We start from the raw sequence: 24,086 nt of genomic DNA, 5'->3' as shown, positions 1-24,086 counted from the left end.
CGTTTCCCCTACACTCGGATTTTCTCGACTTTCATCAAGGTACCATCCGGATAGTACTCCGGTCTCAATACGTATACACGACCACGCTCGATCTCGATGAAACAGGGCTGGTGAAGCCATACTCGAACCGCGGTAGGCCCATGCAGGGATATTACGAGGCTTCCGGGCACTCTGATTGAACTAGTGAAGCAGATCGTCGAGGGGATCACCACGGGAACAATCCGACCGTCCAAACGTGCGGGGTACCAAGTGACGCCCCAATCAACGCCGGGAAACGCCGGAGCTTCGGTGGGTTTGAACCTCTTATTCCGAACCTCTAACGTGATTTCGGGGATCATCAGGGTATAGCCGGCGAACGGTATCCAAACGTCGGCGACGACCCATCCGGATATCGTCAGCTTACCGGAGTACAGTACGGGCAATCCAGCCCGGAAATACGGATAAGCGTACTCCAGGTCCTCGGTTAGAGCCCCGACGCTCGACTCGCGAAGTTCAGGTGGTAACTTCCGTGATCCCAAAGATCTGCCGGTTCTCGGATCTATAGCGATAGCCTGATCACCTCCCTCGCCTATGAGTACGATCACTCTATCCTGCAGTGCGTCCAGGGTTAGGAAGGACGTATCCGTCCGGTGTGTCTCTGCGATTCGCCGTAGCGAGGTTTGATCCAAGAGCACCGCGGGTACGAGAGTGTGGACTTGTCTGACGTGCTCTCCCGAGACGTACTCCCAGATCCGGATACTGACGTTAGTGAAGTGATCCGTAGTCAGGCCTAAGGTGAAGGTCACGGAGCAGAGTAGTAGGGAACTCACTAAGATGGGCTTGAGACGGTTTTTGAGCACTCGACACACCTGGGTGTGATCCTTCCACGGCAGACGCGACATCTTGTGTAGGTACCAGACGATCCAGCCTAGTGTGATGATCATTGGAAGAAGACACAATGAGATAACGGGGTACGTGATCAATACGACGACTAAGTATACGAGGAGCAACGAGGCAGTGCGTAGTCCGTGAGAAACCAAGGCGGACTGTAGGAGTCTCTTGTCGACTCGATACTCGGAGACGTCAAGTATGGTAACGGCTAATTGAGACATCACACTCATGAACACTCGGACCTTAAAAACAGGCCCGAACAGTACCGCCGCGGCGAGCACCCATCGGCTCGGATCGCCGGAGAGTACCCATCTCAACACCTCCAGGGCTGGAAACCCGGAAAGCAGTGTGGAGAGGCCTACTATTTTGGCCGTCTGCCATGCGAGCCACCACCGAAGTGGAACCGGAGAAGGAGACGTCCCGGAGTACCCATGTAGTAGGATGTTCACGGACGAGTACCCTGGAACCCGCCGAATCGAACACGCTGACAGTACCAAGCATAAGCCGTAGTGATACAAGGCGCGCTCTGCGTCCTTCCACGTGGGAGCTTTTGCGACCGATTCGTATCCGCACAAGGATAATATTGTTAAGCCGGCGATTAAGGCGACCGCGATCAGCATCTTCATTACTACTGTCGCCAATCGACGAACTCCCCGGGGTGATCTGCGTGCCGGCGCCGATCGAGGTGGGAAGGATCTGCGTGAAAACTGCGGGTAGAGAGGCGGGCAGGTACTGCGTCGTAGTGGACATCGTTGATGAGAATTTCGTGATTATCACAGGACCTAAGGACGTGACAGGTGTCAAGCGTCGCCGCTGTAACATCAAGCACCTGGAACCGACACCAGAGAAAGTCGACATCGACCGGGGCGCGTCCGACGAGGAGGTCAAGGAAGCGCTGGATGAAGCCGGCCTCCTGGACATCATGAAGGAAGGCATAGTGAGTGGATCGTGAGGGGGCCATATGGTGGCCAAGATCTACGGCGATGAGGACGCCTCTCTCGAACCCCTCGAGGACAAAACGGTTGCTGTGATCGGATACGGGTCGCAGGGTAAGGCCCAAGCGAAGAACCTCCGAGACTCCGGTATAGACATTATCATCGGCGTACGTGAGGGAGGACCGTCTTGGGAGCGAGCCAAGAAGGACGGTTTCGAAGTGCTACCGATCTCGGAAGCCGCCGAGGCAGGCGACGTGGTTCACATACTGATACCCGATGAGGTACAGCCGCAGGTTTACCGCGAGCACATCCATGACAACATGGAGAAGGGGAACGTGCTCAGCTTCAGCCACGCCTACAACATCCACTACGGTCTCATCGAGCCTCCGGAGTACGTCGATGTTATCCTGGTGGCCCCGAAAGGGCCGGGACATATGGTACGCAAGCTGTACACCGAGGGGTTCGGCACTCCGGCCCTAGTAGCAGTACATCAAGACTACACCGGTGAGGCGATGGACCTAGCCCTCGCAATGGCCAAGGCGATGGGGTTCACCCGCGCCGGCGTGATCAAGACGACGTTCCGGGAGGAGGTGGAGACCGACCTCTTCGGCGAGCAGGTAGATCTCGTCGGCGGAGTCCTGTACATGATCCTCTACGCGTTCGAGACCCTGGTCGAAGCGGGTTACCAACCCGAGGTCGCCTACTTCGAGACGTTACACGAGCTGAAGCTCATCGTCGACCTGATCTACGAGAAAGGCCTCAGTGGAATGCTCGATAACGTCTCCAACACCGCCGAATACGGCGGGCTCACCAGAGGTAAACGGATCATCGACAAGGGTGAGATGCGGAAGGTGCTGGAGGAAATCCAGAGTGGCGAATTCGCCCGCGAGTGGACGCTCGAAAACGAGTCCGGTCGTATCGTCATGAAGCGTCTCCGGGAGAAGATAGAGAACCACGAAATAGAGAAGGTAGGTGAGCGATTGAGGAAGATGATGGGGTTTGAGGACTAAGTCTATATCGGAAATTCCCAAAAAGGTAATATAACGTCCCGTTCACACCGGTGGCGGGGGTGAAACCGCCGTGAAACGTGTGCTTCTGGCGCTGGCCGTGGCGCTGGCCGTCGCCCTAGTAGGCGGCGCCGAAGCCAAAGCCTACCCAGGTAAGTACACCATCAAGCCGCAAATCCAGTCCGTAGAGGCGCCAACTCAAGTGCAGCTGGAGAGGAATCAGACGACCGCCGATGTAACCGTGACGGCCACAATCACATGGACTGGTAACTACCCGTACACGATCAAGCGCACTCCAACCACGGTGACGTTCGCGGTCGACGGGCAGGTAGTCGACACGAAGACGATCAACCCGCCGTACAAGCTCGGAGACACCCGGACCGTGAGCGCGACCCTGAAACTAACCGAAGGTAAGCACACGATCACCGTGACCGCGAAGTTCCCGGACCTACCGCAGTACGGGATCACCGGTGGAACTGCCACGCAGAGCGTCGAGGTGACCGTAGTAGCTCCGAAACCGGTAATCCCGACACACTTGGCAGGAGCCGTGGTCAAGGACCTACTGCTAGCGGTGCCAGCGCTGATGCTACTGGACCCGTTCATGGGATACCCGCTCAGCGACATGCTAGGCTACAAGACGGACCTACAGAACTTCCTGGACGACCTAGGACTCAGGGAGTTCGCTGAGAACGACGTAGGCGCCGTTCTACCGGCGATGGTGCTGGCAACCGACCTGCTGGCGGGTTGGGGTCTAGACCACAACGTGATGCCGAACACGCTGTCGATGCTCGACGTGGGCACTATGGCGGGCGCGGTGGTAGCGCCGCTGCTGTACATGGTGGGCAGCCCGTTCAGTGACTTAATCGTAGACATCGCGGAAGATCTAGGGCTAGGAGGTACGGCCGAGGTATCAGTGGCCAGCGCGATCGGCCTAGCGCTACCGACTGTAAGTACGGTGCTGGGACACTTGGCCGACAAGGGCGTAGCGACCGCAGCGCAGATCGTGGCGCCAGTGGTCAAGGCTCTGGACCAGCTGCTGACGATGCTGGCCTCGCCGATAGCGGGGTACCTCGCCTAAACCACCACATTTTCTTACGCCCTCAGGCCGGAATTGTTATCGAAATCATAACAATTCTTACATGGTTTTACTCGAGGGATGATGATTCTGGCCTTCGCCGAGCCGGATGAGGAAGGCACGAGCTGCTGATCCGGAGGTGGCGGAATGAAGGATATGCTATGGTGGTTGTTGACGGTAGTCTACGCGCCGGACTTCGAGAAGTGGATGCGCTGGTGCCCTGTCGTGTGCAGTCATCCCCTCTCGTATTACTCGGCGACTGACGTCCATTATCCCCCGCTAGGATCGCTGTTACCCGCCCTCGTGTGGTACGTCGGCACCAACATGCTGGGGCTTAGCCCTCACACTTGGGAGTTCCGAGTGTTGTGGAAGATGCCGACATGGCTCGGCGCCATAGTGTGCATTTACCTGATCCGGTGGGCCGGGGTTGGAAAAGTTGGGATGTTAATAGCCGCCGCCTCGATGGCGTATCCGTGTGTGTTCTGGCAACTGGACACTATCTCGATGGTACCGGCGCTGGCAACCGCAGTATGTGAAGGTAAGCTGGCCGGCTTGTGCGCAGCGACGGCGTTATGGATGAAACCAACTGCAGGTATAGTCGCCCTTCCGTTCCTCCGGCGGCAATCGATCCCCACGTTTCTCCTAGCTTCCGTACTAATATGCGGACCCTACCTCGTCGCTAACGGTTGGGACTTCATCTACGATGTCGTAATCTTTCAGGCTAAACGTCCTCCTCAGAACTGTTCCATTTGGACCCTAGTAACATGGCGTCCAGGGCTCGAAGACGCCGTCGGGATGCTCTCCGTCGTCGCCCCACTGGCAACGCGAGGGAACCCAGAACTCGCGGCCGGGTGCATCGGACTAGCGTTGTTAGCGTTCTCCAAAGTGGTGAACCCGAACTACTGGGCTGTCGGGTGTCCGATGGTGTGCCTGATATCGTGGAAGCAAGGGGCTATGGTTCTCTCGACGGCCGCTTACTTTCTCACCGCCTCAGCGGTGTCCATAGCAACTATGAAGGAGTACTACAACGCGGAGGACGGGCGCCGGTACGATATCAGAGAGTTGTTCATCCCACCACCACCTACCACCGATCTCTCTATGGGAAACGCCGCCGCGAGGTACCTACTAGAAACTTCGATCTTATACCACTTTCTGGTGACTTCCTGCCTGTACATTTGGAATCTGAGGAAACTAGCGGTAAGTTCATATGCCTCATTCCCTACCGAGCACCATGGCCCGGTCGAACCGGCGCGGGGGACGCGGGAATCCCGAGGATGATCCCGCGTGGGCTCCGCCGGGCCACAGGTGCGCGGGTGAGAGGGCCGTCGGTGGCCCGACCGTGATCCCGCGCGCCTACCTCCCCGCTGTACTCGCGGGGGGAAACGAGTCGCGAGCTTTCCAAGGTCGATTCGTCGACCCTTGGTTCTCGGAAATTCGAACCGGGTATGTGATATTGAACGGAGGTAGGTTGCTCGGAGTGACGCGAGATGAACCCGAGCACGCCGATGTTATCGACGTCGACGGGATCATCTGCCCTGGGTTCGTGGACGCTCATGTCCACGTGGAAAGTTCCGGACTGAGGCCGGCCCGATACGCCGAGATCGTAGTACGTGAAGGTACTACGGCCGTCGTTTGGGACCCTCACGAGGTCGTGAACGTCTCAGGCGAGCTCGGACTTGAATGGGCCGTCAAGACAGCGGAAGAGGCACTACCGTTTAAGTTCTATATCGCGCTACCGTCGTGCGTCCCGGCACTAGGACCTCCCTATGAGACTGTGGAAGGCGAGATTACGGTCGACGTGGCTCGAAGGTTTGCGAGCCATCCGATGGTAGTTTCCGTAGGAGAGTTGATGGACGTCGCTGGAGTCATGGAGGGAGAAAAGGACGGGTTCATCGGGCTGAAGAATCTGTACGGCCTGACGGTAGACGGACACGCCCCAGGCCTCACAGGGTTCGAAGCGATGCGATACTTCGCGGCCGGCCCTGAGACAGATCACGAGTGCTCGACGGCGGAAGAATTCATTTCAAGGCGGGAGCTCGGGATCTGGACCTTCGTCCGACAGGGCTCATCTTCGAAGGACTTGGAAGTAGCACTGGAGACGTTAGAGGATCTCCGTGGTGTGTGCTTCGTCACCGACGATCTGCACATTAAGGACATGGACGAAATATCACTCCGGAAAATGGTGGGGCGTGCAATCGAGGCCGGTTTCGATCCGTTGGAGTCCCTCAGCACGGTCACGTTGAATCCGTCACTGTGTTATGGCTTACGATCAGGACGTTTGGCACCCGGGTTCCACGCCGACATAGTGGTGGTCGAAGATCTCGACGAGAGCATGGAACTCACGGACGTGTGGATCGGTGGCAAACGTTCGGAACATGTTCGGTTCCGAGACGCGGAGGCTGAATTACCCGACGTCGAACTCTCCGTCAACCCCAGGAAGGTGTCGTTTCAGGACGGAAAATACGAGGTGAGGTGCATCGGACTTGTGAGAGGTTCCATCCGCACGGAAGAGATCGTACGAGAGGTTACCGTCGAGGACGGTGTAGTGAAAGACGACGACGTGGCGTTTCTGGTCGTGTCGGACCGATACGGGCAGGGCAGCTGGTCGATAGGGTTCGTAGAAGGGTTCGAGGAGCTCGGCTGCGCCCTGGTATCCACGGTAGCTCACGACTCACACAACGTGGTGGTCGCGGGTAGACGCCTCGATGACGTGCGTAAGGCTCTGCAGCTCGTCTTCGAAGTGGGAGGGTGCGTAGGGGCCGTCGCGGGAGACCGAGCCGAGTTCGTACGACTAGATGTGGCTGGGTTGATGAGTTCCTCAGATCCTGAGGAGGTGAAGAAATCCTACGAGGACGTGCTTGAGTTAATTAGATCTAGTTCTGGTGTCGATTGGGACCCGTTCCAGGCTCTCTCTTTTGTGACCCTTCCGGTTATACCGGAACTGAGGCTCACGGATCGAGGGTTAGTAAAGGTGGAGCCGGACGAGATCCGCTTCGTCGACGTAATCATCGACGGGGATCCAGTCGAGTGATCTTAACTGGACGGGTGGTCAGGGATCCGTCGGGCTTGTAGACCGTGTGACGGAGCCACCGTTCGTCATCGCGTTCTGGATAATCCGAGCGGTAGTGAGCTCCACGGCTCTCGGTCCGGTAGAGGGCGGACCGCGCGACGGCGATCGCCACCTCTACCATGTTGCGCACCTCTAAGACCGGTCGTAATCCGTATTCATCGTCTAGACCGGACTCCACGGTCTCCTTAAGCTCATTAAGGATTTTGATCGCCGTCTTAAGACCTTTCTCGGACCTCTCCAGACCCACGTGCTCCCACATCGTCTTCCGGAGTTTCTCGCGCACTAGAATAGTATCCTCTTGACCGATGGTTGACCAGATCTCGGACTCCACAGCCGGTGCGTCGGTCTCGCGCACCTGTATCCTACGACCTCGTCTCCTTAACTTCAGAGCGAGTTCGGCGGCAGCCCTCCCGGCACGGCACCCGAAAACCTGTGTATCGGCCAGGGCGTTTCCGCCGAGTCGGTTCGCTCCGTGGATGCCTCCCGTCACCTCACCACACGCGAAGAGACCCGGGATCGGCGTCTTCCCGTCAGTGTCGATCGGGATTCCTCCCATGAAATGATGGGCCGTGGGGGCCACTTCCATGGGCTCGTTTCGAATGTCCACGCCCACGCGCAGAAACTGCTTGAACGTGGTTTCAAGCCTCCCTTCTATCACCTCATCGGGCAGGTGAGTGACGTCCAGGTAGACTCCGCCGTGCTCTGTCCCACGTCCCTCTTTGATCTCTTTGTAAATAGCTCGAGCTACGACGTCACGTGTCGCCAACTCCATTCTTTCAGGATCGTAGCGCTTCATGAAACGCTCGCCTCTGGCATTGTAAAGTCGTCCTCCCTCACCCCTAACGGCTTCCGTAACCAGGACTCCGCGAACACTATCGGGATACACCATTCCAGTGGGATGAAACTGAACCATTTCCATATCAATGAGCGGACAACCGGCGCGTAGGGCCATAGCGTACCCATCACCGGTTTTGTGGACAGGGTTCGTGGTGACTGGGTAGAGTTGACCCGCGCCCCCTGTGGCTAGAACAGTGGCGTAGGCCGTGATGACGATGGCGTCCTCGGTTTGAAGGTCCACGCATACCGCGCCCACTACCTTTCCGTCGTGATCCCGAATCAGTCCGTACCCCATCGTGCGTTCCAGAACGGTGATACCGTCGAGGCGGCGAACTTCGTCCAGCAACGCCATCATTATCTCGTGTCCAGTACGGTCACCGGCGTAGCAAGTACGGGGCTTAGATTGACCACCGAAAGGGCGCTGGGCCAGGGTGCCGTCCTCGTTACGGTCAAATACGGCTCCGAAATTCTCCAGGTCGAGTAAGCGCTTAGGTGCTTCCCGTACGAGGATTTCCACCATGTCCTGATCGTTGAGGTAGGCACCCCCCTCGACGGTGTCGCGGAAGTGAGCGTCGAAGGAGTCATCCGGGTCGGTTGTGCGTAAGACAGCGTTGTAGCCCCCTTCCGCCATAACAGTGCATCCGCTCCTACCCATGGCACCTTTGGAAACGATTACTACGTTCAGACCCTTTTTGGCGGCCTCGATCGCCGCACGGGCGGCCGCGCCGCCACCTCCGATCACGAGCACATCACACTCCAGATGTTCCAAGACGATCACCTCTCCCTCAACCACTCAAGCACGTACTCGAGAATTCTGTCGGGTAACTCATCCCTGTTGAAGAGCGTGACCCGAAAACGCACGACGTCGGTGCGTTTCTCCCTAAGATCCACTACGACAGGATGTCGAGATCGTTCATGCACTACGAAGATCGCGGGTGTATGCGCGTCGGCCGCCCGTCTCACGGCGCCTACGAACGTGTTCGACTTGAGCTCCATGGGGCCGACCTCGTCGACGATCACAACGTCGGTCCCTTCCACGGCACGTTCGATGGATTCGGCGGCCCGTTCGAGGTTATCTATGAAAACCCCATAGCGGCCGACTCTGGGCCCCGAAGCTCCTTCTCTCGCAAGTAGGTACCGGTCACCCTCGGTGAGGTCGACGATCTCGAAGCCTATCCGTCGACCACTCTCCCTGATCTCGGGGCAATAGATTCCACCGACGGTATAGCCCTTCTCCTCTAGAACGTTACGAACTTTGAGACAAACCGTGGTCTTGCCAATACCGGGACGACCGGTAAGAACGACGTTATGAGGCAGGAAATAGGACCCCCGTGGTCGGTTAACCGAATAGGGCTCCGAGACCTGCTGCCGCCTCTTCTTCCTCCTCTTCTTCCGCTTCTTCCTCTTCGGTTTCCTCTTCTTCCTCTTCCTCCCGCTCGACCGCTTCGGCTGATCGGCTCACCATCTCTAATAACTCTTCATCGAGGGCTTCTTCGTCCACCTCGGCGATAGCTCCCGCCAATGCCAGCATCTCTCCGTGAGCCTTGGCCAGGATACATCCCATGACCGTTTCATCCGGTACTGGCACTCCCGCGTTGACTGCCAGGTTGAGCGCCTCCGCGTGCGCCTTCGCGACGATAACGTCCGCAGTCTCCGCCGTCGGTATAGCCGCGTTGATCGATAGGTTAAACGCGTGCTGCGCGGCTTCCTTGACCATGTCTTCGTACTCGTTGAAGTCGATCGCGAGGTCATCGCGCTCGAAGAGCGTCCCTTCGGCTACGATCGCTACGATATCGACTCCTACCTCCATCGGCTCGATTTCGAGCTTCTTAAGAATCTCAGCTGTCTTCTCGTCTATTTCCTCCCCCTCCTTGACCAACACAGTATCCTTAGTGATGACTACCTTTCCGTCCTGGATCTGAGCCGGTAGACCGGCCTGCTGGAGCTCGCTTACGATCGGTCCGGGTTCGAACGGTGTGGGACCTTCCGGTACGACGATATCCTCTGGAGCGATATCACCTGGCTTAGCGGGCGCTGAGGCTTTGCTCTCCTCCAGAAGCTTGTACAGCTTGAATGGATCGAAATTCGTGAAGATAAACGCCACAGGACCCTCGATGTAATCCAGTAGTGGCTCCAGCTCGGGTCGCTCGTCAAGCTTTTCCTCAAGTGCGATTCGCATCAGGGTGTTCCTGGACATCCTGATGATGGTATCACGCTCGCGGAGCTTAGCCCTGATCTCCTGCAGTTGTGGTGCCGGGATTCCCTCGAGGCTGACGAGGCCCACGTTCTCGTACTCATCCATCAGCTCTTTGAGTTCCTCAACTTCTCTCCTCTTCCACTCCGCGACCTTAGGCTCGTAGCCGGAGGGCGGCTGTCCCTTCGCTTTGACGGTCATGCACAGTCCCCCATCAGTACACCCGCTCCGCCGGGCCCATCGTGGTTTTAACGTACACGGAGTCTATCTGGGCCCAGCTCTTCTCGAGCTCGGAAGTTACCTCCCGGAGGACCGTCATAGCGTTCTCGGCGAGCTGCTCCGGCTCCATGTTCCTGGCGCCGATTACCGTGTGAATGACCGGCTGGTCGCGCATCCGTACCCTGGCGGTCCGGTGGGCCCGCTCGATGAGTGCACGGATATCGGCGTTAGGTGGCACTGGCTTGGCCATCTTGCCGCGGGGACCGAGGACGGGTCCTAAAACCCTACCCACGTCCGGCATCAAATCCACCTGGGCATAGAAGAACTCGTGGCGTCGGGCAATCTTCTTGGCTTCGCGTACATTCTCCGCGAGTTCCTCGAGCTTTTCGCGGTTGATGACCGTCGCCCCGACCTTCTCAGCTTCTCGGGCCATCTCACCTTCCGCGATGACACAAACGTTCACGGGCTTGCCGCGACCGTGAGGGAGTACGACCTCTTTGTCGATGCGCTGGGAAGGATCGGAGAGATCGACTCCCTTCACGTTGACGATCATGTCTACGGTCTCGAGGAACCGACGGGGTGGAGAGTACTCTACTACCTTCCGGAGCGGTTCGATCAAGTCTTCCTCGGTAATCGCCACTCCCACTCACCCCTTACCCTTCCTCCTCGTACTTCTCGAACAGGTCATCCCACTTTCCTTCGTCGATTTCTTTCTGAACCTCCTTTGGGTCCTTTCCTTCAACCGTAACTCCCATACTCCCACATGTTCCTAGGATCTCTTTAACCGCTGTCTTCAAATCGTAGGACAGTAGGTCGTCGAACTTCATTTTCGCTATTTTTATCACCTGTTCCATCGAGAGGTCGCCAACTGTTTCGTGTCTAGGTTCATGCGCTCCCTTATCAATACCAAGTTCTGACTTTATTATCGCGGAAGTCGGAGGCGATCCAACTTTCACTTCGAACTCCCTAGTTTCAGTGTCAACTATGATCTTAACTGGCACTTCCATACCTTCGAAGTCTTTCGTCTTACGATTAATCTCTTCAACAACTTCCTGTATATTAACACCGAGCGGACCTAGGGCGGGTCCGAGCGGCGGTCCAGGGTCAGCTTTACCTCCTTCGATGAGAACTTCGACCTCTTCCTTCGGCATTATTACCGCACCCCTAATTCGTTAGTTTCACCCTTCGTACTCCTCCTCCCGCAGGAGCCGCAGGGCGTCCATTTTTACCGTTACGGGGATGGGTACGGGGGCCTCCAGCAGCTCAACCGTTATCTCACGACGTGACTCATCCACACTGACGACCCGTGCCTTCTCCCCCTTGAAGGGTCCAGAGAGTATCTCGACGACGTCTCCTTCGCTGATTTCCACGGCCTCGGGCTTAGGCGCGAAGTAGTGTTCAATCTCCTCAAAATCCATAGGTTTCTCAACAATACCGCGCGTATCCGGAAGATCGTGAATTAGATCTCTGAGCTCGTCGGTCAACTCCTCGACTTCGATGATTACGTATCCTCGGAGCTCCTCGGGAGCTATTACAGCCTTTAAACCAGTTTCGATACCTTCCTCTTTGACCTTCCTTCGAGCGCGCATCACGAGCATGTCAGCGGTGGCCTCCTCTCGACCCGCCTGCACGCGGACGGCGTAGAGCTTCGTCGAATCGGTTTCGGCCAATTCAAACTACCCCACTCACTCACCACTCACGTGTAGAGCTCGATCAACTGCACAATCATTCTGATCAGGAACCCCACTCCGCCTACGATGAGGATGCCGAGTCCAGCGATCTTAGCCGATTCTACGTACTCATCCCAGGTAGGCTTCCGGGCGGCTCGAAGGACGCGCTTACAGTCCCGTAACAGGGAGATCAGTTCTTCGTAGGTGCTCACGGAATCTTGGCCCCCTTAGAGGATCTTCTCCAGGTCCTCGAGTGAGGACGGCTTCTCACCTTCTGGCGATTCCGCACCTCCTTTCGACACCTCCGGGACTTTTTCGGGTCGAGAAGACTCGGCAGTCATCTCCTTCACTTCAGCACGTTTCGGCTGCTTCGGACCTGTGAACATGGCCTCGAGGTCAGCGTCTTCGATCCCAGTAACTATTACGGTGACGCGGAGCACGTCGTTCAGGTCCTCGTCGATCTGAGCTCCCCAGATGACCGTGGCGTCTTCCGACAGTTCCGAAGCTACCAACTCCACGACTTCCTCGGCCTCCTTGAGCGTGAGGTCCTTGCCACCGACAATGTTGACCAAGGCTCCGGTGGCACCGCTCACTTCAACGTCGACCAGCGGGTTGTTGAGTGCGTTCTCCACGGCTTGAACGGCCCTGTTACCGGATTCGGAATCGTTCTCGGCTTCGCCTATGCCTATCAGGGCGAAACCTCCGTTCTCCATCACAGCTCTCACGTCGGCGAAGTCGAGGTTCATGAGACCGGGTCGTGTGATCATCTCAGTGATCCCTTTCACGGCGTTGATGAGGACTTCATCCGCCACCTTGAAAGCTGCCGCGATGGGGAGGTCCGGGACGATCTCCAGCAGGCGGTCGTTGGGAATGACTATGCACGTATCGGCCACTTGCCTCAACCGTTCCAAACCCTCAAGGGCGTTCTCTATCCTCCTCCTACCTTCAACCGAGAACGGGAGAGTGACAACACCGATCGTGAGCGCTCCCTCCTCCTTGCGGGTGACTTCAGCGATGACAGGTGCCGCTCCCGTGCCGGTGCCGCCGCCGAGACCGCAGGTGACGAACACCATGTCGGCGCCCTCGACGACCTCTTTGATCTTCTCTATGTCCTCCTTAGCCGCCTCTTCGCCGACGCGCGGATCACCACCGGCACCTAACCCTCGGGTCAGCTCGTATCCGATGAGCACTTTCCGGTCGGCCTTACACGAAACGAGGTCCTGAGCGTCGGTGTTGATCGCTATTACTTCGGCGCCTCCGATACCCTCCTCTTTGAGCCTAGTCGCGGTGTTGTTACCAGCTCCCCCCACGCCGACTACGAGTATCCTGGCCCGGGCCCGCTCAAGGACTTCCATCAACTCCTGATCGTCGTCGGTCCCCCGGGACGACGGCGTGTCGTCGCCCCCTTGCTCTCGTTCGACGCGCTCCAGCGCGTTCTTCACTATCTGCTCCAAGTGTCACCACCCGGCGGCCGTTCTAAGGGCCGCGACGTCGAACTCACCACCCACTACGGGCACTTCGAGGTCGAACTCAGTCAATACCTCGGGGTGGATTTCACCGAAGAAACCCAGCTCCTGCCCGTCAACGAGTACGGCGGCGCACCTTCCATTAATAAATGATCGGTGTTTTCTCTCGGTAATCTCCCACCCGGTGACGCCCAGTTCGCGCAGTAGTGCCTCTACCACGGACTTAATCTCGGAGAAGCCTACACCGGGACCGGCTATCGCCAGCGCCAGCTTCCACCGGTCTTTGGCACCAGTCTCCGCGTTCTCGTCCTGTTCGATCACCTCTCCGAGCTCGAACACCCGTTGCGGATACGGACGGTGCTTATTGTCCGCGAGGAAACGCATCAGAGATGGGAGGATCCACGTTCGTACGATCGTGTACTCTCTCTGAATCGGATTAGCCAACTTCACCGCGCGGCCATCCGGTTCGAGGCGCATTTTCCGATAGTTCTCTTCCGGACTGATGAGAGTCAAGGAGTTCACTTCGACGAATTTCATCCTCGCGAGAGTATCACGCACGACGTTGATGAATTCGCGTCCCCTATCCGCACGTGATGGCGTGTAAAAGTCAGGTACCGTAGGCTCGAACCGGTCGTAATTGTACATAATTCCAGCATCTTCGATCAGGTCCCACTCGTGAAGTACGTTCGTCCGCCAGGGCCCCACGAAAACCCGTACCACGTCCTCCTCGTAGAGTATCGGTGGGATCTCACGCCAATCAGCCTCGATGTGGTACACATCCGGGAGCGGGTATTCCCTGAGCTCACGCTCACCCTCGGGAACGAGGATGGCCTCGTGCCGAGCGCGTTCCAACAGCCCCTCCAGCTGCTCGCCGGAGAGATCGATCCCTAACAGTTTCCGAGCTTCGCTCACGGGGACGTCCCATACGTCGAGTTCCATCGTCGGAGTTGTCCGCTCGTATGCTCCTAGTATCTCAACGGTAAATACCTCCGCGCCGCGTTCGGCCAGGTTGCACACGATTACGTGGAGCGCGTCCAGCACGGACCGCCAGTCGGTACCGGTCACGTCGATGAGTAGGTCCGTCGTGTCCTGTGTGACCCTGGTGCGTTCCGAGTTTATCACTGGAGGGAACGAAATCACTCCTTCTTCGTCCGCGAGTATCGGAGCTCCACCGGACACCAGGTGGGCGTACTGCCGACCCTTTTCGTGCCGCCTGAGAACATCGGCAGGTGTCATTTCCTCGCCCGGATGATCGAGTGGTTCGAACGCCCACGACCTGTCGTTCGGATCCACGAGGAAGTACCTAAGAGGTGGCTCTATCGACTCGAAGTCGTGGATACCGATCGCAGCCTTTTTCCTATCTCTCCCTATCACCCAGTGGAGGTGCTCCTGGAACTCCATGAGATGCTCCAAGTCACGCTCGTCCTCGAACTCAACGCCACGGACGACTGCGACCGCGAGGCATGGGCGCGCGTCGAGTACGCTCTCTTCAACCCGTGCTTCCACGTCCGAGCGACGAACGTGGTACTCGGGTATGCCCTTCTCTATCCCCAGAAATCCCTTGAGAGCCCGCGCAACGCCCTCCACGCTATACAGGTCGGGACGGTTTGGAAAGAACTCCGTCTCGATCACCATTTCACGCTCGTCGACTCGCTCCACATCGCTACCTAGCATCGGGATGAGGTTATGAGCTAGCTCCTCGAACGAGACTTCCCTTCCGAGTATTTTCACGAGCTTATCGTAGTGGATCGTGACCACAGGCAACCTTCGGCACCCCCGAACGTCTCGGGTACACCGTTAATACTGTTAGCTCGCCGGTCGAGTCGGGGATGAGGACCTACGGCGGTGGCCGAGCGATGAGGGGGGCCTTAACCGCCGACCCGAGGCCTCGGTAAAGCCAGGGCTCGTCACCACTCGGTGTTCCGGCTGCTCGTCATCGGCCGGGGGTGCACGTTTGCCGCGCGTGTATTTGGACGGTAGGGAGTTAGGACTGAGGTTTTCGGCGTGCCACGTGATCCCAGGACATGGTAAGTGCGGTCGATTGCACGGTCACACGTACCATGTATCGGTTGAGCTGCTCGGGGAGCGTACGGAACCACACGGCTTTGTGTACGACTTCGACGAGCTCAAGAGCGCGGTGCGAGAGCTGATAAATCCCCTGGATCATCGGGTGTTGTTACCGACCGAGTCCGAACTTTTCGAGATCGAGGAATCCGAGGACGAGATCACGGTTCGATTATCGGACGGCAAACGCTACGTGTTTCCTAGGGAGGATGTTGTACTGATCCCTACCAGTTCACTATCGGCCGAAGACTTGGCAGAGTACTTAGCGGACGAGTTGGAGCGCAAGCTATCAGGTGACAATCTGAAGGAACTACGCATCCGGGTGGACGAGGGATGGGGACAGGGGGCAGAGGTCGTCCGACGCCTGGATTGAACGTGTACGAGGTATTCCTCTCACTGCAGGGAGAGGGCAAGTTCGTGGGGGAACCGCAGGCGTTCGTCCGATTCTCAGGATGTAACCTGAGATGCGTATACTGTGACGAACCGGCCTCCCGGAGCAGCCACCGGAGGGCCCCGGTTCGACGTGTGAGCGGAGAGGTGAAACTCGAGCTCCCGGTCCCATGCGGACCGGAGGACGTCGTCGAAGTGCTGGTGAAGTTAGAGGACCTGGAGGATACGTTCGGAATAATCTCGTTAACCGGGGGAGAACCTCTAGTCCAGCCGTGGAGCGCACTGAAGAGGTTGATCGAAGGGCTCCGTGAACGCGGATTCAGGGTACTGCTCGAGACCAACGCCTCGTTGCCCGACCGAGCTCCATTAATCGACAGATTGGTGGATGCAGTTTCCGCGGACGTGAAATTGCCGTCACACGGTCCCAATATGGAAGATTTTCCAGACCGCTGTCTGAGGTTCCTCGAGAGGATCAACGCAGAGGTTTACGCTAAGGTGGTGCTGGTGAACGAAGAATGTTACCGGCACGCCGAGGGTGCACTGAAGGGACTTCATCGGCTGGGTGTAGAGCCGATATTCCTGCAGCCGGCGACGGGCTCTGAGCACGACCTCGAGGATCTCTGGAGATTAGCCGGACTGGTGGACTCCGACGTGCGGGTGTTGCCGCAAGTGCACAAGCTTGTGGATTTCATCCCGAAGTGATTGTCCTCGGAGCCACTATTCGGGGCGCCCTTCGCTGGGGGGACGACATCCTTCGATTCTCAGACACTCTGCGGCTACCGCGTGACCGCGCTCGCAGCACCGGTCGGCCGATTCACCCCGTAGAATGCCTTCGATGAATCCAGCAGCGAAAGCATCCCCTGCCCCAGTAGGATCTACGATGTCTTCCTCCGGAACGGGCTCCGGTGCCACTTCCGAGGTTTCGGTCCCTTCTTGGACGATCGCGGGGTCGGGCCCACGGGTGATGATAGTTATTTCCACGAGTTCAGCCAGCCTGTTGAGGGTCTCCTCGACATCGCCCGTCAAGTGAACTGCCTCAGTTTCGTTGAGGAACACGACATCAGCAGCTTCGAAGTACGGTTCCAAATAGGACCAGCCACGCAAGACCATCGTGGCCGGAGAGAAAGTCACCATCAGCTCGTCCGATACCGCCTTCATGGTCCGCTTCAGGGTCTCCAGGGACGTCTCCGATCGTAACCCGATGAACGAACTCGTATGGAGTATGCGAGCTTCACGAATGTAGTCGATATCGACCTCTTCAGGTCGAAGATCGTCGTTGACCCCGGGATCGACTAGGATCCTCCTGTCATCTCCAGAGACCAGACAGAACGCCGTACCGCTGTATCCGTCACCCCTGACGACTCTTGAGGTATCGACACCGTGCTTTTCGAACTCCCGAAGTAGAAGATCCCCAGCGTTATCGCTGCCGACCTTCCCGACGAACCCCACTTTCCTCCCGAGGTAGGCGAGCCAACAGATCGTGTTCGCCGCGGACCCACCTCCTCGCTGCACCCTCCGTTCGATAGGCACCGAGTCGTCGCGTTCTGGCATTCGGGGAATGTACAGGAGCTCGTCCAAGTTGAGGGCGCCGAGACCCACTGCGTCCAACACCTCTCACTCCCGAATGCACTCCCGCAGCGGAATCCTGTAGTCGCCGAGTTCACCTCCGAAGTTCCCGGCGGACACTTTGACGACCCCGTCAACCTCCGTGGCGGCTTCGATAGCGATTCCGATCGCTCGCTTTACCGCGTCGAGCGAGACCCCGTTGATCACGATCTCGGGGATCGCCTCGACGCCTTCCGGGACCTTCGAGTCGAGGATTCTATCACGGAGAGTCGGACAGTACGGGTGGTTGGTCGTCGGGCCGATGTCCGGGTAGATAGTTTCAGGCTTCGAACCGGCGGCACAGACGTTGAATGGGGTGATGACGCCTTCTACGTCTCGCAAGGCATCAACGGCACGATAACCGGCTTCGAGCGCGGCATCTACGTCCTCGCAGAACAGCCACACTAAACCTCCAGCGACACCTTCCGCGTACCCTAGTCGACGCTCGATCATGAACTCGCCCATCATGATCGGGATGTGGACCATCTCCCGGTCGAAACGTACGTCGGTGTATTCGTATCCGTCGGCGCAACGGCCGATAGGGCGTTCCGTGTCGATATAGCCGTCCGGATCCTCGCAAGCGTCGAAGACTCTGGTAGTCGGTCGTACCAGGACACCCTGACGTATGCGCTTCCCGAGCTCGTGCTCCAGTTTCTTCACGGCGTCATCGCCGTACTCCACCCACACCTGGGCGACGAACCCAGGACGGTCGTCCGGGGTCTCCTCCGGGTCCAACCAGCGTTCCACGCCCGCCTCAGATTCGCCGAAGACGGTGGCCGGCAGAGCGGCGACGTTCTCAGCAGCCTCACGCAGGGGACGTTCGTCGGCAGCCGTCACAATGAATCGTGCGTACAAACCTTTGAAAGCCTCACAGAACGTGTCTTCTACAGGTACCCCGTTGATCTCCACTTAACTCCCCCCCGAGGGGTAGAGTGAAAGTAATTATAAACTGGATCCTCGGTTCGTTGCGGACTGTGTAACAATGAGGGGGTCGGGGCGGAATCCGCTCCCGGCTCCCGGTTAATCGTCATCCCAGCGGTCCGTCCCGCCAGGCCTCTTCACGAGCGCGCGTCGAACCGCCCCGTGCACACTATCCACTTCTTTCCCAGCCGCCCGTACCCGGACCAGCGCCCTGCCCGACTCCACACGTTCCACCGAGATGTCGTAATACTTCAGCTTTAGGGAGTCCAATTCTCCTTCGAGCGCGGCCAGCCGTCGCCCGATTTCATTAGGGGATCCTTCCACCACAACCTCGAACTCACACTCGTCGGAATCGTCCAGTCTCTCTACGGTCTCGTTGACTAGGACGGAGTTTGGGATGACTATCCTACGACCTCTGGACTTCAACACCGTACACCGAATTCGGAGGTCAACAACCTCCCCCGAGTATTCACCGACTCGAATCCTGTCACCAACCTCGAAAGGGCGCTCCAGTGCCAGGTACAGACCCGCTAGTAGGTTCGCAATGAGATCACGGGCAGCTACCGCGATACCGGCTCCGGCCAGCCCCAATCCGGTGACGAGGGCCCAGATGCTCATCCCTAGGGACTCGAGAACTATCGAGAACGCCAGTAGGTAAGAACCGTAGAGAAGCGTCTTCTCCACCCACCACCCCAAATCCTGTAAGCCCTCCTCTTCGAGCTTACCCCGAACGACCCTAGCCGCTCGACCCATAATCTTCACGAGGAGCAAGGCTATTACGATCGCCGTGGCCAGCTTCAGCGGCTCCACATGTGCCGACGGTAGCTTCATCGACGGCAGTTCCACAGGATGTCCCCCGGGGTGCGGTCGTTGTCAGTGTACCAGGCTGAGCTGAGGATCAAGTCGGAACGCAGGGTTCAGGTGATCGACGTCACCGATCAGGTCAAAGAGAAAGTTAAGGAGAGCGGAGTGAAGGAAGGGATCGCTCACGTGTACTCGCGGCACACCACCGCGACCGTGGTCGTGAACGAGCCTGAGTCGGGTCTCCTCCGTGATATCGTTAATAAGCTTGAAGAGCTGGTGCCACAAGATGCGGGATACGAACACGATAGAATCGACAACAACGCCGACGCACACCTGCGCGCTATACTCCTAGGGAATTCCGTTACCATTCCCGTGTCCGACGGTGATCTTGTACTGGGAACGTGGCAATCCGTGCTGTTCGTGGAGTTAGACGGCCCGCGATCTCGTCGTCTGCTCGTGACTGTGGTGGGGGAGTGAAATGAGACGGCAGTTACCCCTGGAGCCCGTGGCGGCCGAAAAGGTAGAGGAAGAGTACGAGCTGGTAACCCTGCTCGCGTGTGACGATTGCGATTACTTCGAGTTCAAACCTCACGATCATGAGGTAGTATACGAGCGGAAGGGTAAGTGCCCCGAATGTGGTGGGACGTTGCTAGTCGAGGGTGTGTTCCGAACGAATGCCGACCCGTCGATGTTTCCATCGTATAAAGACGTCAAGAGCATTGAAAAGGCCCTCGAAGGCGCAGGATACGAGGTAAAGGAGTTCCGTATCCGGGAGGACAGTTCGGTCGTTTTCCACTACGAGCGGAAGGGAGACGCGCGTCGCCTGGCTAGGAAGCTGGCTGAGATGAAATTCACAGCGGAACCGGAAGGGAAGGCCGGTAGGCTGGTCGTACAGCGTTTCGAAGTCCCAGAGCAGGAGCCGGGATGGCTGGTTCTGCTAGGGATTTCGGTTCCGGTATTCGCGTACTTGGGTGGGTGGTTGGCGTTCGGCTCGACCTGGGCCGCGGTGGAGTTCGCACTCGCGTTCTCGGCGATTTACTTCGGAAAGGAGATCGTGAAGCTCTGGGTAGCGAAAGTAGAGGGCCTCCGACCGCGCCTGCCGTTTTTCCTCGCGGTTCCTCCCTTCCCGGGAGCCTTCTCCTCCGTGATTCGCTCGGAAGTTCGACCTATGCTAGTCGAATCGCTATGCCGGATAGGCGTGGCCGGTCTGGTGTCCGGATTCCTACTATCCACCGCGACATTCCTCCTCGGTGCCGTGTTCGACCATACGCCAGTCCGAATGCTCGTGTGGCACAACCTGTGGACGCTGTCCCTATCGCGCGAGCTCGGAATCGTCGCGAACCCGATCACGTTGGCTGGATGGGCGGGACTCATCATCACCTGGCTCTCAGCCCTGCCGGTGTACCCGCTCGAAGGAGGATACATCGTGCGATATTACTACGATACCCGCACCGTCAAGTGGTTCTCCGTGATGTCGGCGTTCTTCCAAGGCTTCCTGCACTGGTACCACATAGCGGTTGCGACCGTGATCGTGCTGGTTAAGATAACGGCGAAACTACCGTCCGACCGCTCGTTCTTGGACGATGACGAGAGCAAAAGTTGGCTACCCGCCTTGCTGCTGGTGTCCCTGCTCGTCCTGCTGATATCACCTGCACCGTTCGGGTTGTGGCCACTGGAACATACGAAGGTGCCACACGACCTGCAGTGGCTGTTCCTGAAGTGACAGGGGGCATCGGTAATGAGGGCAGTACCACGGTGTGTACCGTGCGTGCTTGAAATCGCGGTAAACACCGTCGAACGAGCTGTCCCGGAGGACCGTCAGAAGGAGGCCATCCTAGCAGCGACCGAATGTGTTAGCGAGTTGTACCGAATGGAACCCACACCCCAACCTCCTAAGCTGGGTACCGAAGCACAACGAACCGTTATGAAGTACTCGGAGGATCCGGACCCCTACCGAGAGGAGAAGCGGCGGGCCAACGAGCGTGCGGCGGCGGTCGCGCAGGAGCTCGAGAGCGATCTCGAGAATATCGAGGACCCTGAGGAACTCCTGAAGAAGGCCGCGGCCGCAGCGATCGTCGGCAACACTATCGACTTCGCGGTGGCAGGTCACGAGTTCGACCTAGACGAACTCCGGGAGGAGATCAGTGGTGCAGGGTTCACTGTCTTCGACCTGAAACCTGAGGATTTCAGAGGCGCACGCGTGCTCTATCTGTGCGACAACGCGGGAGAGATCGCCCTGGATAAGCTGCTGATCGAGGTGTTGGTGGAAGAGTTGGAGTGCGACGTGGTAGTGGCCGTCCGCGGTGGTCCGATAGTGAACGACGCCACGCGGGAGGACGCCGAGCAAGTTGGTATTACCGAGATCTGCGACGTGATCGACACGGGGACCGAGATGCTCGGACTGCTCACGACTGAGGTCAGCGATGAGTTCGCCGAGGAATTGTCCTACGCAGACGTGGTGATATCCAAAGGGCAGGGGAACTTCGAGTCCATCCCGGAGGAACCGTTCCCCGATGTGCCTGTGTATTTCCTACTGAGGGCCAAGTGCGAGCCCGTCGCCGAGGAGCTAGGGGTCGAAGTAGGGAGTAACGTGGCACTGCGCTGGGAACCAGACGAAGAGAACGTCCGACGGTGGAGGGAGATCGTTGGGTGAGTGGGTCGGTAAGTCGACCCCTCTTCACCCGATCGTTCTGCAGGGTTCCTCGCTCCTCATCCCCAAGGGGCTCTGCCATAGCTGAAACTATCGCGTTTCTTCTTAAGCGAGGGATAACCGGAACGGACCACGTGACCCGTCGTTGAGCCGAGGCTACTTCAGAGGAGCCCAAACCTTCAGATCGATGCACTCTATGCGCAACCGGTCACCTACCGCTTCGATAACCACCCCAGAGTGGACTTTCTGCATCATGCAGTGCTCCGGAACGAACCGGACCGTCTCCCCGACGTTAGGCACCCTACCCTCCGATACGATCCCTTCGAACCCGACTACGAGACACAGGCCGACGTCTTTATACTCGAAGTCCGTTTCGCCGAGTCGGTGCTTAGGTCCTACAATATGGACCGTCAGGAGGCTCTTCTCCGCGTCGAGAACGCGTGCGAAATGCGTGATAGGACAACCCCATGGCCTGTATCGGATGACGTCACCTTCCTCGATATCGGCTTCAGACCAGAAAGGATGGAGGATCTCACGACAGGCTGGCTCGTCCGGAAGGGGTGAAAGCACTAAGTCGGCCTCATAGCCGTCTAGGACCCCGGTGATGCTGGGGCGTGTTCCTTCGACTTCTCCGATCTCCTCCAAGAGTTTCCCGAGCCGTCGGCTCTCCTCGGCGAACCGCTCGGTTTGAAGGTAGGGGCAGTCGTCGAGACTGGCCTCCCCACGGACCAGTGCCTCCGCGAAGTCATCGCATCGGTCGTACCCGCAGGCCCCACAGTGGAACCCAGGAAGCAGTTCGACGAGCTTACTCGCCTCGGTACTCCGTGAATCCGTCAATGCGCCTGAGCACCCCACGATGGTAGCGCTCGGCAACCCGTGTCTCGCCCACGCAGAGCGTGCAGACGGCGAGTGGAGCCTTCTCACGGAGTCTGACTTCGTCTAGGGTGTTGGGCAGCTCGGGGGCTTCCTCTTCGATCAGTCGCGCGAGTAGTTCACACCCGGCTCCGGTGAGTCCGTTGGTCTCGATGACTCGACAATCTGGATTCACCTCAGCCACCTTCCGAACGTAGACCTCGCGTTCGGCCTGAGAGACAAGGTCACCCTTATTGACGCAGACGACGTCGGCAGTCTGCAGGAAGGGACCGACCTTGGCCGGGGAGTTCGGGCCTAAGGTGACGTCGGCGACGCAGACTCCGAGGCAGGCATCGACGTAGGGTGCGCAGCGAAGACAGAGACCCGCGGTTTCCACGACGAGCAGGTCTGCACCGTGTTCCTCGGCCCATCGAACCATGTGTTCGAGGTTATAGGCCGCGAAGTGGTCGGGACACATGTCCTTAGATAAGGCGTCGGTAGCAGGGATCCCTAAGCGCTCACGGTACACCTCGTGATCGTCGGTGCGGAGGCAGTCGACTTTGACGACGGCGGGATTGTACTGGTCGAGTAGTCGTTCCAGTGCGTTGAGAATGACGGCGGTCTTACCGGATCCGGGCGTACCCGAGACTATTACCAGCTTCACGTCTCGGCCCCCAGGGGTAGTTCGACATCGTCCAGTCGCTCGCCACAGCGGACGCGGTTTCGGAGATCGAGGAGCCATGTATCCACTCGCTCGAGGAGCTCGGCAACTTCCCGTTCTCGCTGCGTCGTCTCCACTATCTTGGTCATAGCTCCGTTTCGCATGACGATCCGGAAATCGGATCGTAAGGACACGACGGGGTCGTGAGTGACCAAGAGGACGATCTTATCTCGCGCCGTAAGCTCATCGAGAGCCTCGTGTTTGCGGATTCCCGCGTTCTCGATTTCGTCGATGAGGATGATGGGCGAGTCGCTAATCAGAGCCACATCAGCTATCATGAGCGAGCGAGACTGACCACCGCTGAGTTCGGTCATCTTCATGTCCGGATCTATCGGTTCGCCCGTGAAGCGGTTGGCAACATCGACAACCTCCTCCGGGTCGACGTCGACGCCACGACTCTCAGCGTGTATCTCGACGAACTCGCGGACGGTACAGTCGGCGAGGAATCCCATGGTTTGGGTCACGTGGGCAACAAGACGGTGCTCCGGATCGAACCGGAGATCATCAGACGGTTCCTCACCGTCGAGCAGGATTCTGCGACTTGTCTCTGTGTCACCCTGCGCTAGGATTTCGACGTCACGTAGTAGCGCGGATTTACCTGAGCCTGTGGGACCTACGACCGCGACTATCGTTCCACGTTCTAGGGTGAGTTCCCGGACAGGCTCGGGCCGACCATCTTTATCGGTACCGCCTAGAATCGTAAGCTCGTGAACCTCCACGGCCGATTTTCCCCCAC

The 24,086-nt window shown here is 58.1% G+C and carries 26 protein-coding genes; 10 read left to right on the top strand and 16 right to left on the bottom strand.

Features of this window, described 5'->3' with window-relative positions; translation table 11 throughout:
• Positions 1 to 8: 8 nt before the first annotated feature.
• Positions 9 to 1,511 carry a hypothetical protein gene (locus BW921_RS05875; protein WP_148688961.1) on the bottom strand — a complete coding sequence of 501 codons (1,503 nt, stop codon included), beginning with the start codon at positions 1,509 to 1,511 and terminating at the stop codon, positions 9 to 11.
• Between the two features lie 26 nt (positions 1,512 to 1,537).
• Here BW921_RS05875 and BW921_RS05870 point away from each other — a divergent pair, with 26 nt between their 5' ends.
• The 5 genes from BW921_RS05870 to BW921_RS05850 all read left to right on the top strand — a co-directional run bounded on the left by BW921_RS05870 (position 1,538) and on the right by BW921_RS05850 (position 6,918).
• The gene (locus BW921_RS05870; RefSeq protein WP_088335970.1) at positions 1,538 to 1,822 is read left to right on the top strand and encodes a 50S ribosomal protein L14e; all 285 of its coding nucleotides are present in this window, start codon (positions 1,538 to 1,540) and stop codon (positions 1,820 to 1,822) included.
• Between the two features lie 12 nt (positions 1,823 to 1,834).
• Positions 1,835 to 2,815, top strand: a complete 981-nt coding sequence (ilvC, locus tag BW921_RS05865) for a ketol-acid reductoisomerase (protein WP_236953728.1) — start codon at positions 1,835 to 1,837, stop codon at positions 2,813 to 2,815.
• A gap of 70 nt (positions 2,816 to 2,885) precedes the next feature.
• The gene (locus tag BW921_RS05860) at positions 2,886 to 3,890 is read left to right on the top strand and encodes a hypothetical protein (RefSeq protein ID WP_148688959.1); all 1,005 of its coding nucleotides are present in this window, start codon (positions 2,886 to 2,888) and stop codon (positions 3,888 to 3,890) included.
• A 144-nt stretch (positions 3,891 to 4,034) separates the two neighbouring features.
• A complete protein-coding gene (locus tag BW921_RS05855) occupies positions 4,035 to 5,165 on the top strand; it encodes a hypothetical protein (protein ID WP_148688958.1) in 1,131 nt (376 codons plus the stop codon).
• 175 nt (positions 5,166 to 5,340) lie between these two features.
• The gene (locus BW921_RS05850; protein ID WP_168168795.1) at positions 5,341 to 6,918 is read left to right on the top strand and encodes an adenine deaminase C-terminal domain-containing protein; all 1,578 of its coding nucleotides are present in this window, start codon (positions 5,341 to 5,343) and stop codon (positions 6,916 to 6,918) included.
• On the opposite strand, the gene tfrA is transcribed toward BW921_RS05850, so the two are convergent.
• Genes tfrA through pheT form a run of 9 tightly spaced genes read right to left on the bottom strand, consistent with a single transcriptional unit; the run spans position 6,893 to position 15,101 of the window.
• Entirely contained in the window at positions 6,893 to 8,563 is a 1,671-nt protein-coding gene (gene tfrA / locus BW921_RS05845; protein ID WP_148688956.1) for a fumarate reductase (CoM/CoB) subunit TfrA, read from the bottom strand. The two genes, BW921_RS05850 and tfrA, sit on opposite strands and share 26 nt — an antisense overlap.
• A gap of 5 nt (positions 8,564 to 8,568) precedes the next feature.
• Positions 8,569 to 9,111, bottom strand: coding sequence for an NTPase (locus BW921_RS05840; protein ID WP_148688955.1), 543 nt, complete (start codon positions 9,109 to 9,111; stop codon positions 8,569 to 8,571).
• A 22-nt stretch (positions 9,112 to 9,133) separates the two neighbouring features.
• Entirely contained in the window at positions 9,134 to 10,189 is a 1,056-nt protein-coding gene (locus BW921_RS05835) for a 50S ribosomal protein L10 (protein WP_148688954.1), read from the bottom strand.
• Between the two features lie 13 nt (positions 10,190 to 10,202).
• Positions 10,203 to 10,847, bottom strand: a complete 645-nt coding sequence (locus tag BW921_RS05830) for a 50S ribosomal protein L1 (RefSeq protein WP_088335963.1) — start codon at positions 10,845 to 10,847, stop codon at positions 10,203 to 10,205.
• Between the two features lie 13 nt (positions 10,848 to 10,860).
• Positions 10,861 to 11,358: a 50S ribosomal protein L11 gene (locus BW921_RS05825; RefSeq protein WP_088335962.1), complete on the bottom strand. Its 498-nt coding sequence runs from the start codon at positions 11,356 to 11,358 to the stop codon at positions 10,861 to 10,863.
• Positions 11,359 to 11,385: 27 nt separating this feature from the next.
• Positions 11,386 to 11,877, bottom strand: a complete 492-nt coding sequence (locus tag BW921_RS05820; RefSeq protein ID WP_011019191.1) for a transcription elongation factor Spt5 — start codon at positions 11,875 to 11,877, stop codon at positions 11,386 to 11,388.
• Between the two features lie 26 nt (positions 11,878 to 11,903).
• A complete protein-coding gene (locus tag BW921_RS05815; protein WP_088335960.1) occupies positions 11,904 to 12,089 on the bottom strand; it encodes a protein translocase SEC61 complex subunit gamma in 186 nt (61 codons plus the stop codon).
• 15 nt (positions 12,090 to 12,104) lie between these two features.
• Positions 12,105 to 13,331, bottom strand: a complete 1,227-nt coding sequence (gene ftsZ / locus BW921_RS05810; RefSeq protein WP_148688953.1) for a cell division protein FtsZ — start codon at positions 13,329 to 13,331, stop codon at positions 12,105 to 12,107.
• A gap of 3 nt (positions 13,332 to 13,334) precedes the next feature.
• Positions 13,335 to 15,101 (bottom strand): phenylalanine--tRNA ligase subunit beta, encoded by a 1,767-nt coding sequence (gene pheT, locus BW921_RS05805; RefSeq protein WP_236953816.1) that lies wholly within the window; start codon positions 15,099 to 15,101, stop codon positions 13,335 to 13,337.
• 205 nt (positions 15,102 to 15,306) lie between these two features.
• On the opposite strand from pheT, the gene BW921_RS05800 reads away from it, so the two are divergent.
• Both BW921_RS05800 and BW921_RS05795 read left to right on the top strand, forming a co-directional pair.
• Positions 15,307 to 15,780 (top strand): 6-pyruvoyl tetrahydropterin synthase family protein, encoded by a 474-nt coding sequence (locus BW921_RS05800; RefSeq protein WP_236953815.1) that lies wholly within the window; start codon positions 15,307 to 15,309, stop codon positions 15,778 to 15,780.
• 2 nt (positions 15,781 to 15,782) lie between these two features.
• Complete coding sequence (locus BW921_RS05795) at positions 15,783 to 16,499, top strand: 7-carboxy-7-deazaguanine synthase QueE (protein ID WP_236953814.1); 717 nt, start codon at positions 15,783 to 15,785, stop codon at positions 16,497 to 16,499.
• A 15-nt stretch (positions 16,500 to 16,514) separates the two neighbouring features.
• On the opposite strand, the gene BW921_RS05790 is transcribed toward BW921_RS05795, so the two are convergent.
• The 3 genes from BW921_RS05790 to BW921_RS05780 all read right to left on the bottom strand — a co-directional run bounded on the left by BW921_RS05790 (position 16,515) and on the right by BW921_RS05780 (position 19,169).
• Positions 16,515 to 17,408, bottom strand: coding sequence for a carbohydrate kinase family protein (locus tag BW921_RS05790; RefSeq protein ID WP_148688949.1), 894 nt, complete (start codon positions 17,406 to 17,408; stop codon positions 16,515 to 16,517).
• Between the two features lie 3 nt (positions 17,409 to 17,411).
• Positions 17,412 to 18,311, bottom strand: coding sequence for a formylmethanofuran--tetrahydromethanopterin N-formyltransferase (locus tag BW921_RS05785; protein WP_148688948.1), 900 nt, complete (start codon positions 18,309 to 18,311; stop codon positions 17,412 to 17,414).
• A 111-nt stretch (positions 18,312 to 18,422) separates the two neighbouring features.
• Positions 18,423 to 19,169 (bottom strand): mechanosensitive ion channel family protein, encoded by a 747-nt coding sequence (locus BW921_RS05780; protein WP_148688947.1) that lies wholly within the window; start codon positions 19,167 to 19,169, stop codon positions 18,423 to 18,425.
• Between the two features lie 3 nt (positions 19,170 to 19,172).
• On the opposite strand from BW921_RS05780, the gene BW921_RS05775 reads away from it, so the two are divergent.
• The 3 genes from BW921_RS05775 to BW921_RS05765 are packed head-to-tail and all read left to right on the top strand — an operon-like array spanning position 19,173 to position 21,780.
• Entirely contained in the window at positions 19,173 to 19,604 is a 432-nt protein-coding gene (locus BW921_RS05775; RefSeq protein WP_148688946.1) for a secondary thiamine-phosphate synthase enzyme YjbQ, read from the top strand.
• A 1-nt stretch (position 19,605) separates the two neighbouring features.
• Positions 19,606 to 20,850, top strand: coding sequence for a hypothetical protein (locus BW921_RS05770; RefSeq protein ID WP_148688945.1), 1,245 nt, complete (start codon positions 19,606 to 19,608; stop codon positions 20,848 to 20,850).
• Positions 20,851 to 20,865: 15 nt separating this feature from the next.
• A complete protein-coding gene (locus BW921_RS05765; RefSeq protein ID WP_148688944.1) occupies positions 20,866 to 21,780 on the top strand; it encodes a DUF89 domain-containing protein in 915 nt (304 codons plus the stop codon).
• Positions 21,781 to 21,933: 153 nt separating this feature from the next.
• Here the strand turns inward: BW921_RS05765 and BW921_RS05760 are convergent, their stop codons facing one another.
• The 3 genes from BW921_RS05760 to BW921_RS05750 are packed head-to-tail and all read right to left on the bottom strand — an operon-like array spanning position 21,934 to position 24,069.
• Positions 21,934 to 22,614, bottom strand: coding sequence for a (Fe-S)-binding protein (locus tag BW921_RS05760; protein ID WP_148688943.1), 681 nt, complete (start codon positions 22,612 to 22,614; stop codon positions 21,934 to 21,936).
• Positions 22,583 to 23,293, bottom strand: a complete 711-nt coding sequence (locus BW921_RS05755) for a GTP-binding protein (RefSeq protein WP_148688942.1) — start codon at positions 23,291 to 23,293, stop codon at positions 22,583 to 22,585. The genes BW921_RS05760 and BW921_RS05755 overlap by 32 nt, the downstream gene beginning before the upstream one ends.
• Positions 23,290 to 24,069 (bottom strand): ATP-binding cassette domain-containing protein, encoded by a 780-nt coding sequence (locus tag BW921_RS05750; protein WP_088336501.1) that lies wholly within the window; start codon positions 24,067 to 24,069, stop codon positions 23,290 to 23,292. Before BW921_RS05750 ends, BW921_RS05755 begins: the two co-directional genes overlap by 4 nt.
• Positions 24,070 to 24,086 lie beyond the last annotated feature (17 nt).

Origin of the sequence: Methanopyrus sp. SNP6 (genome assembly GCF_002201895.1) — an archaeon.
Lineage (GTDB): Archaea > JAADCQ01 > Methanopyri > Methanopyrales > Methanopyraceae > Methanopyrus.
The sequence above is the reverse complement of the archived record's forward strand: the minus strand, read 5'-3'. Positions and strand labels throughout refer to the sequence as shown.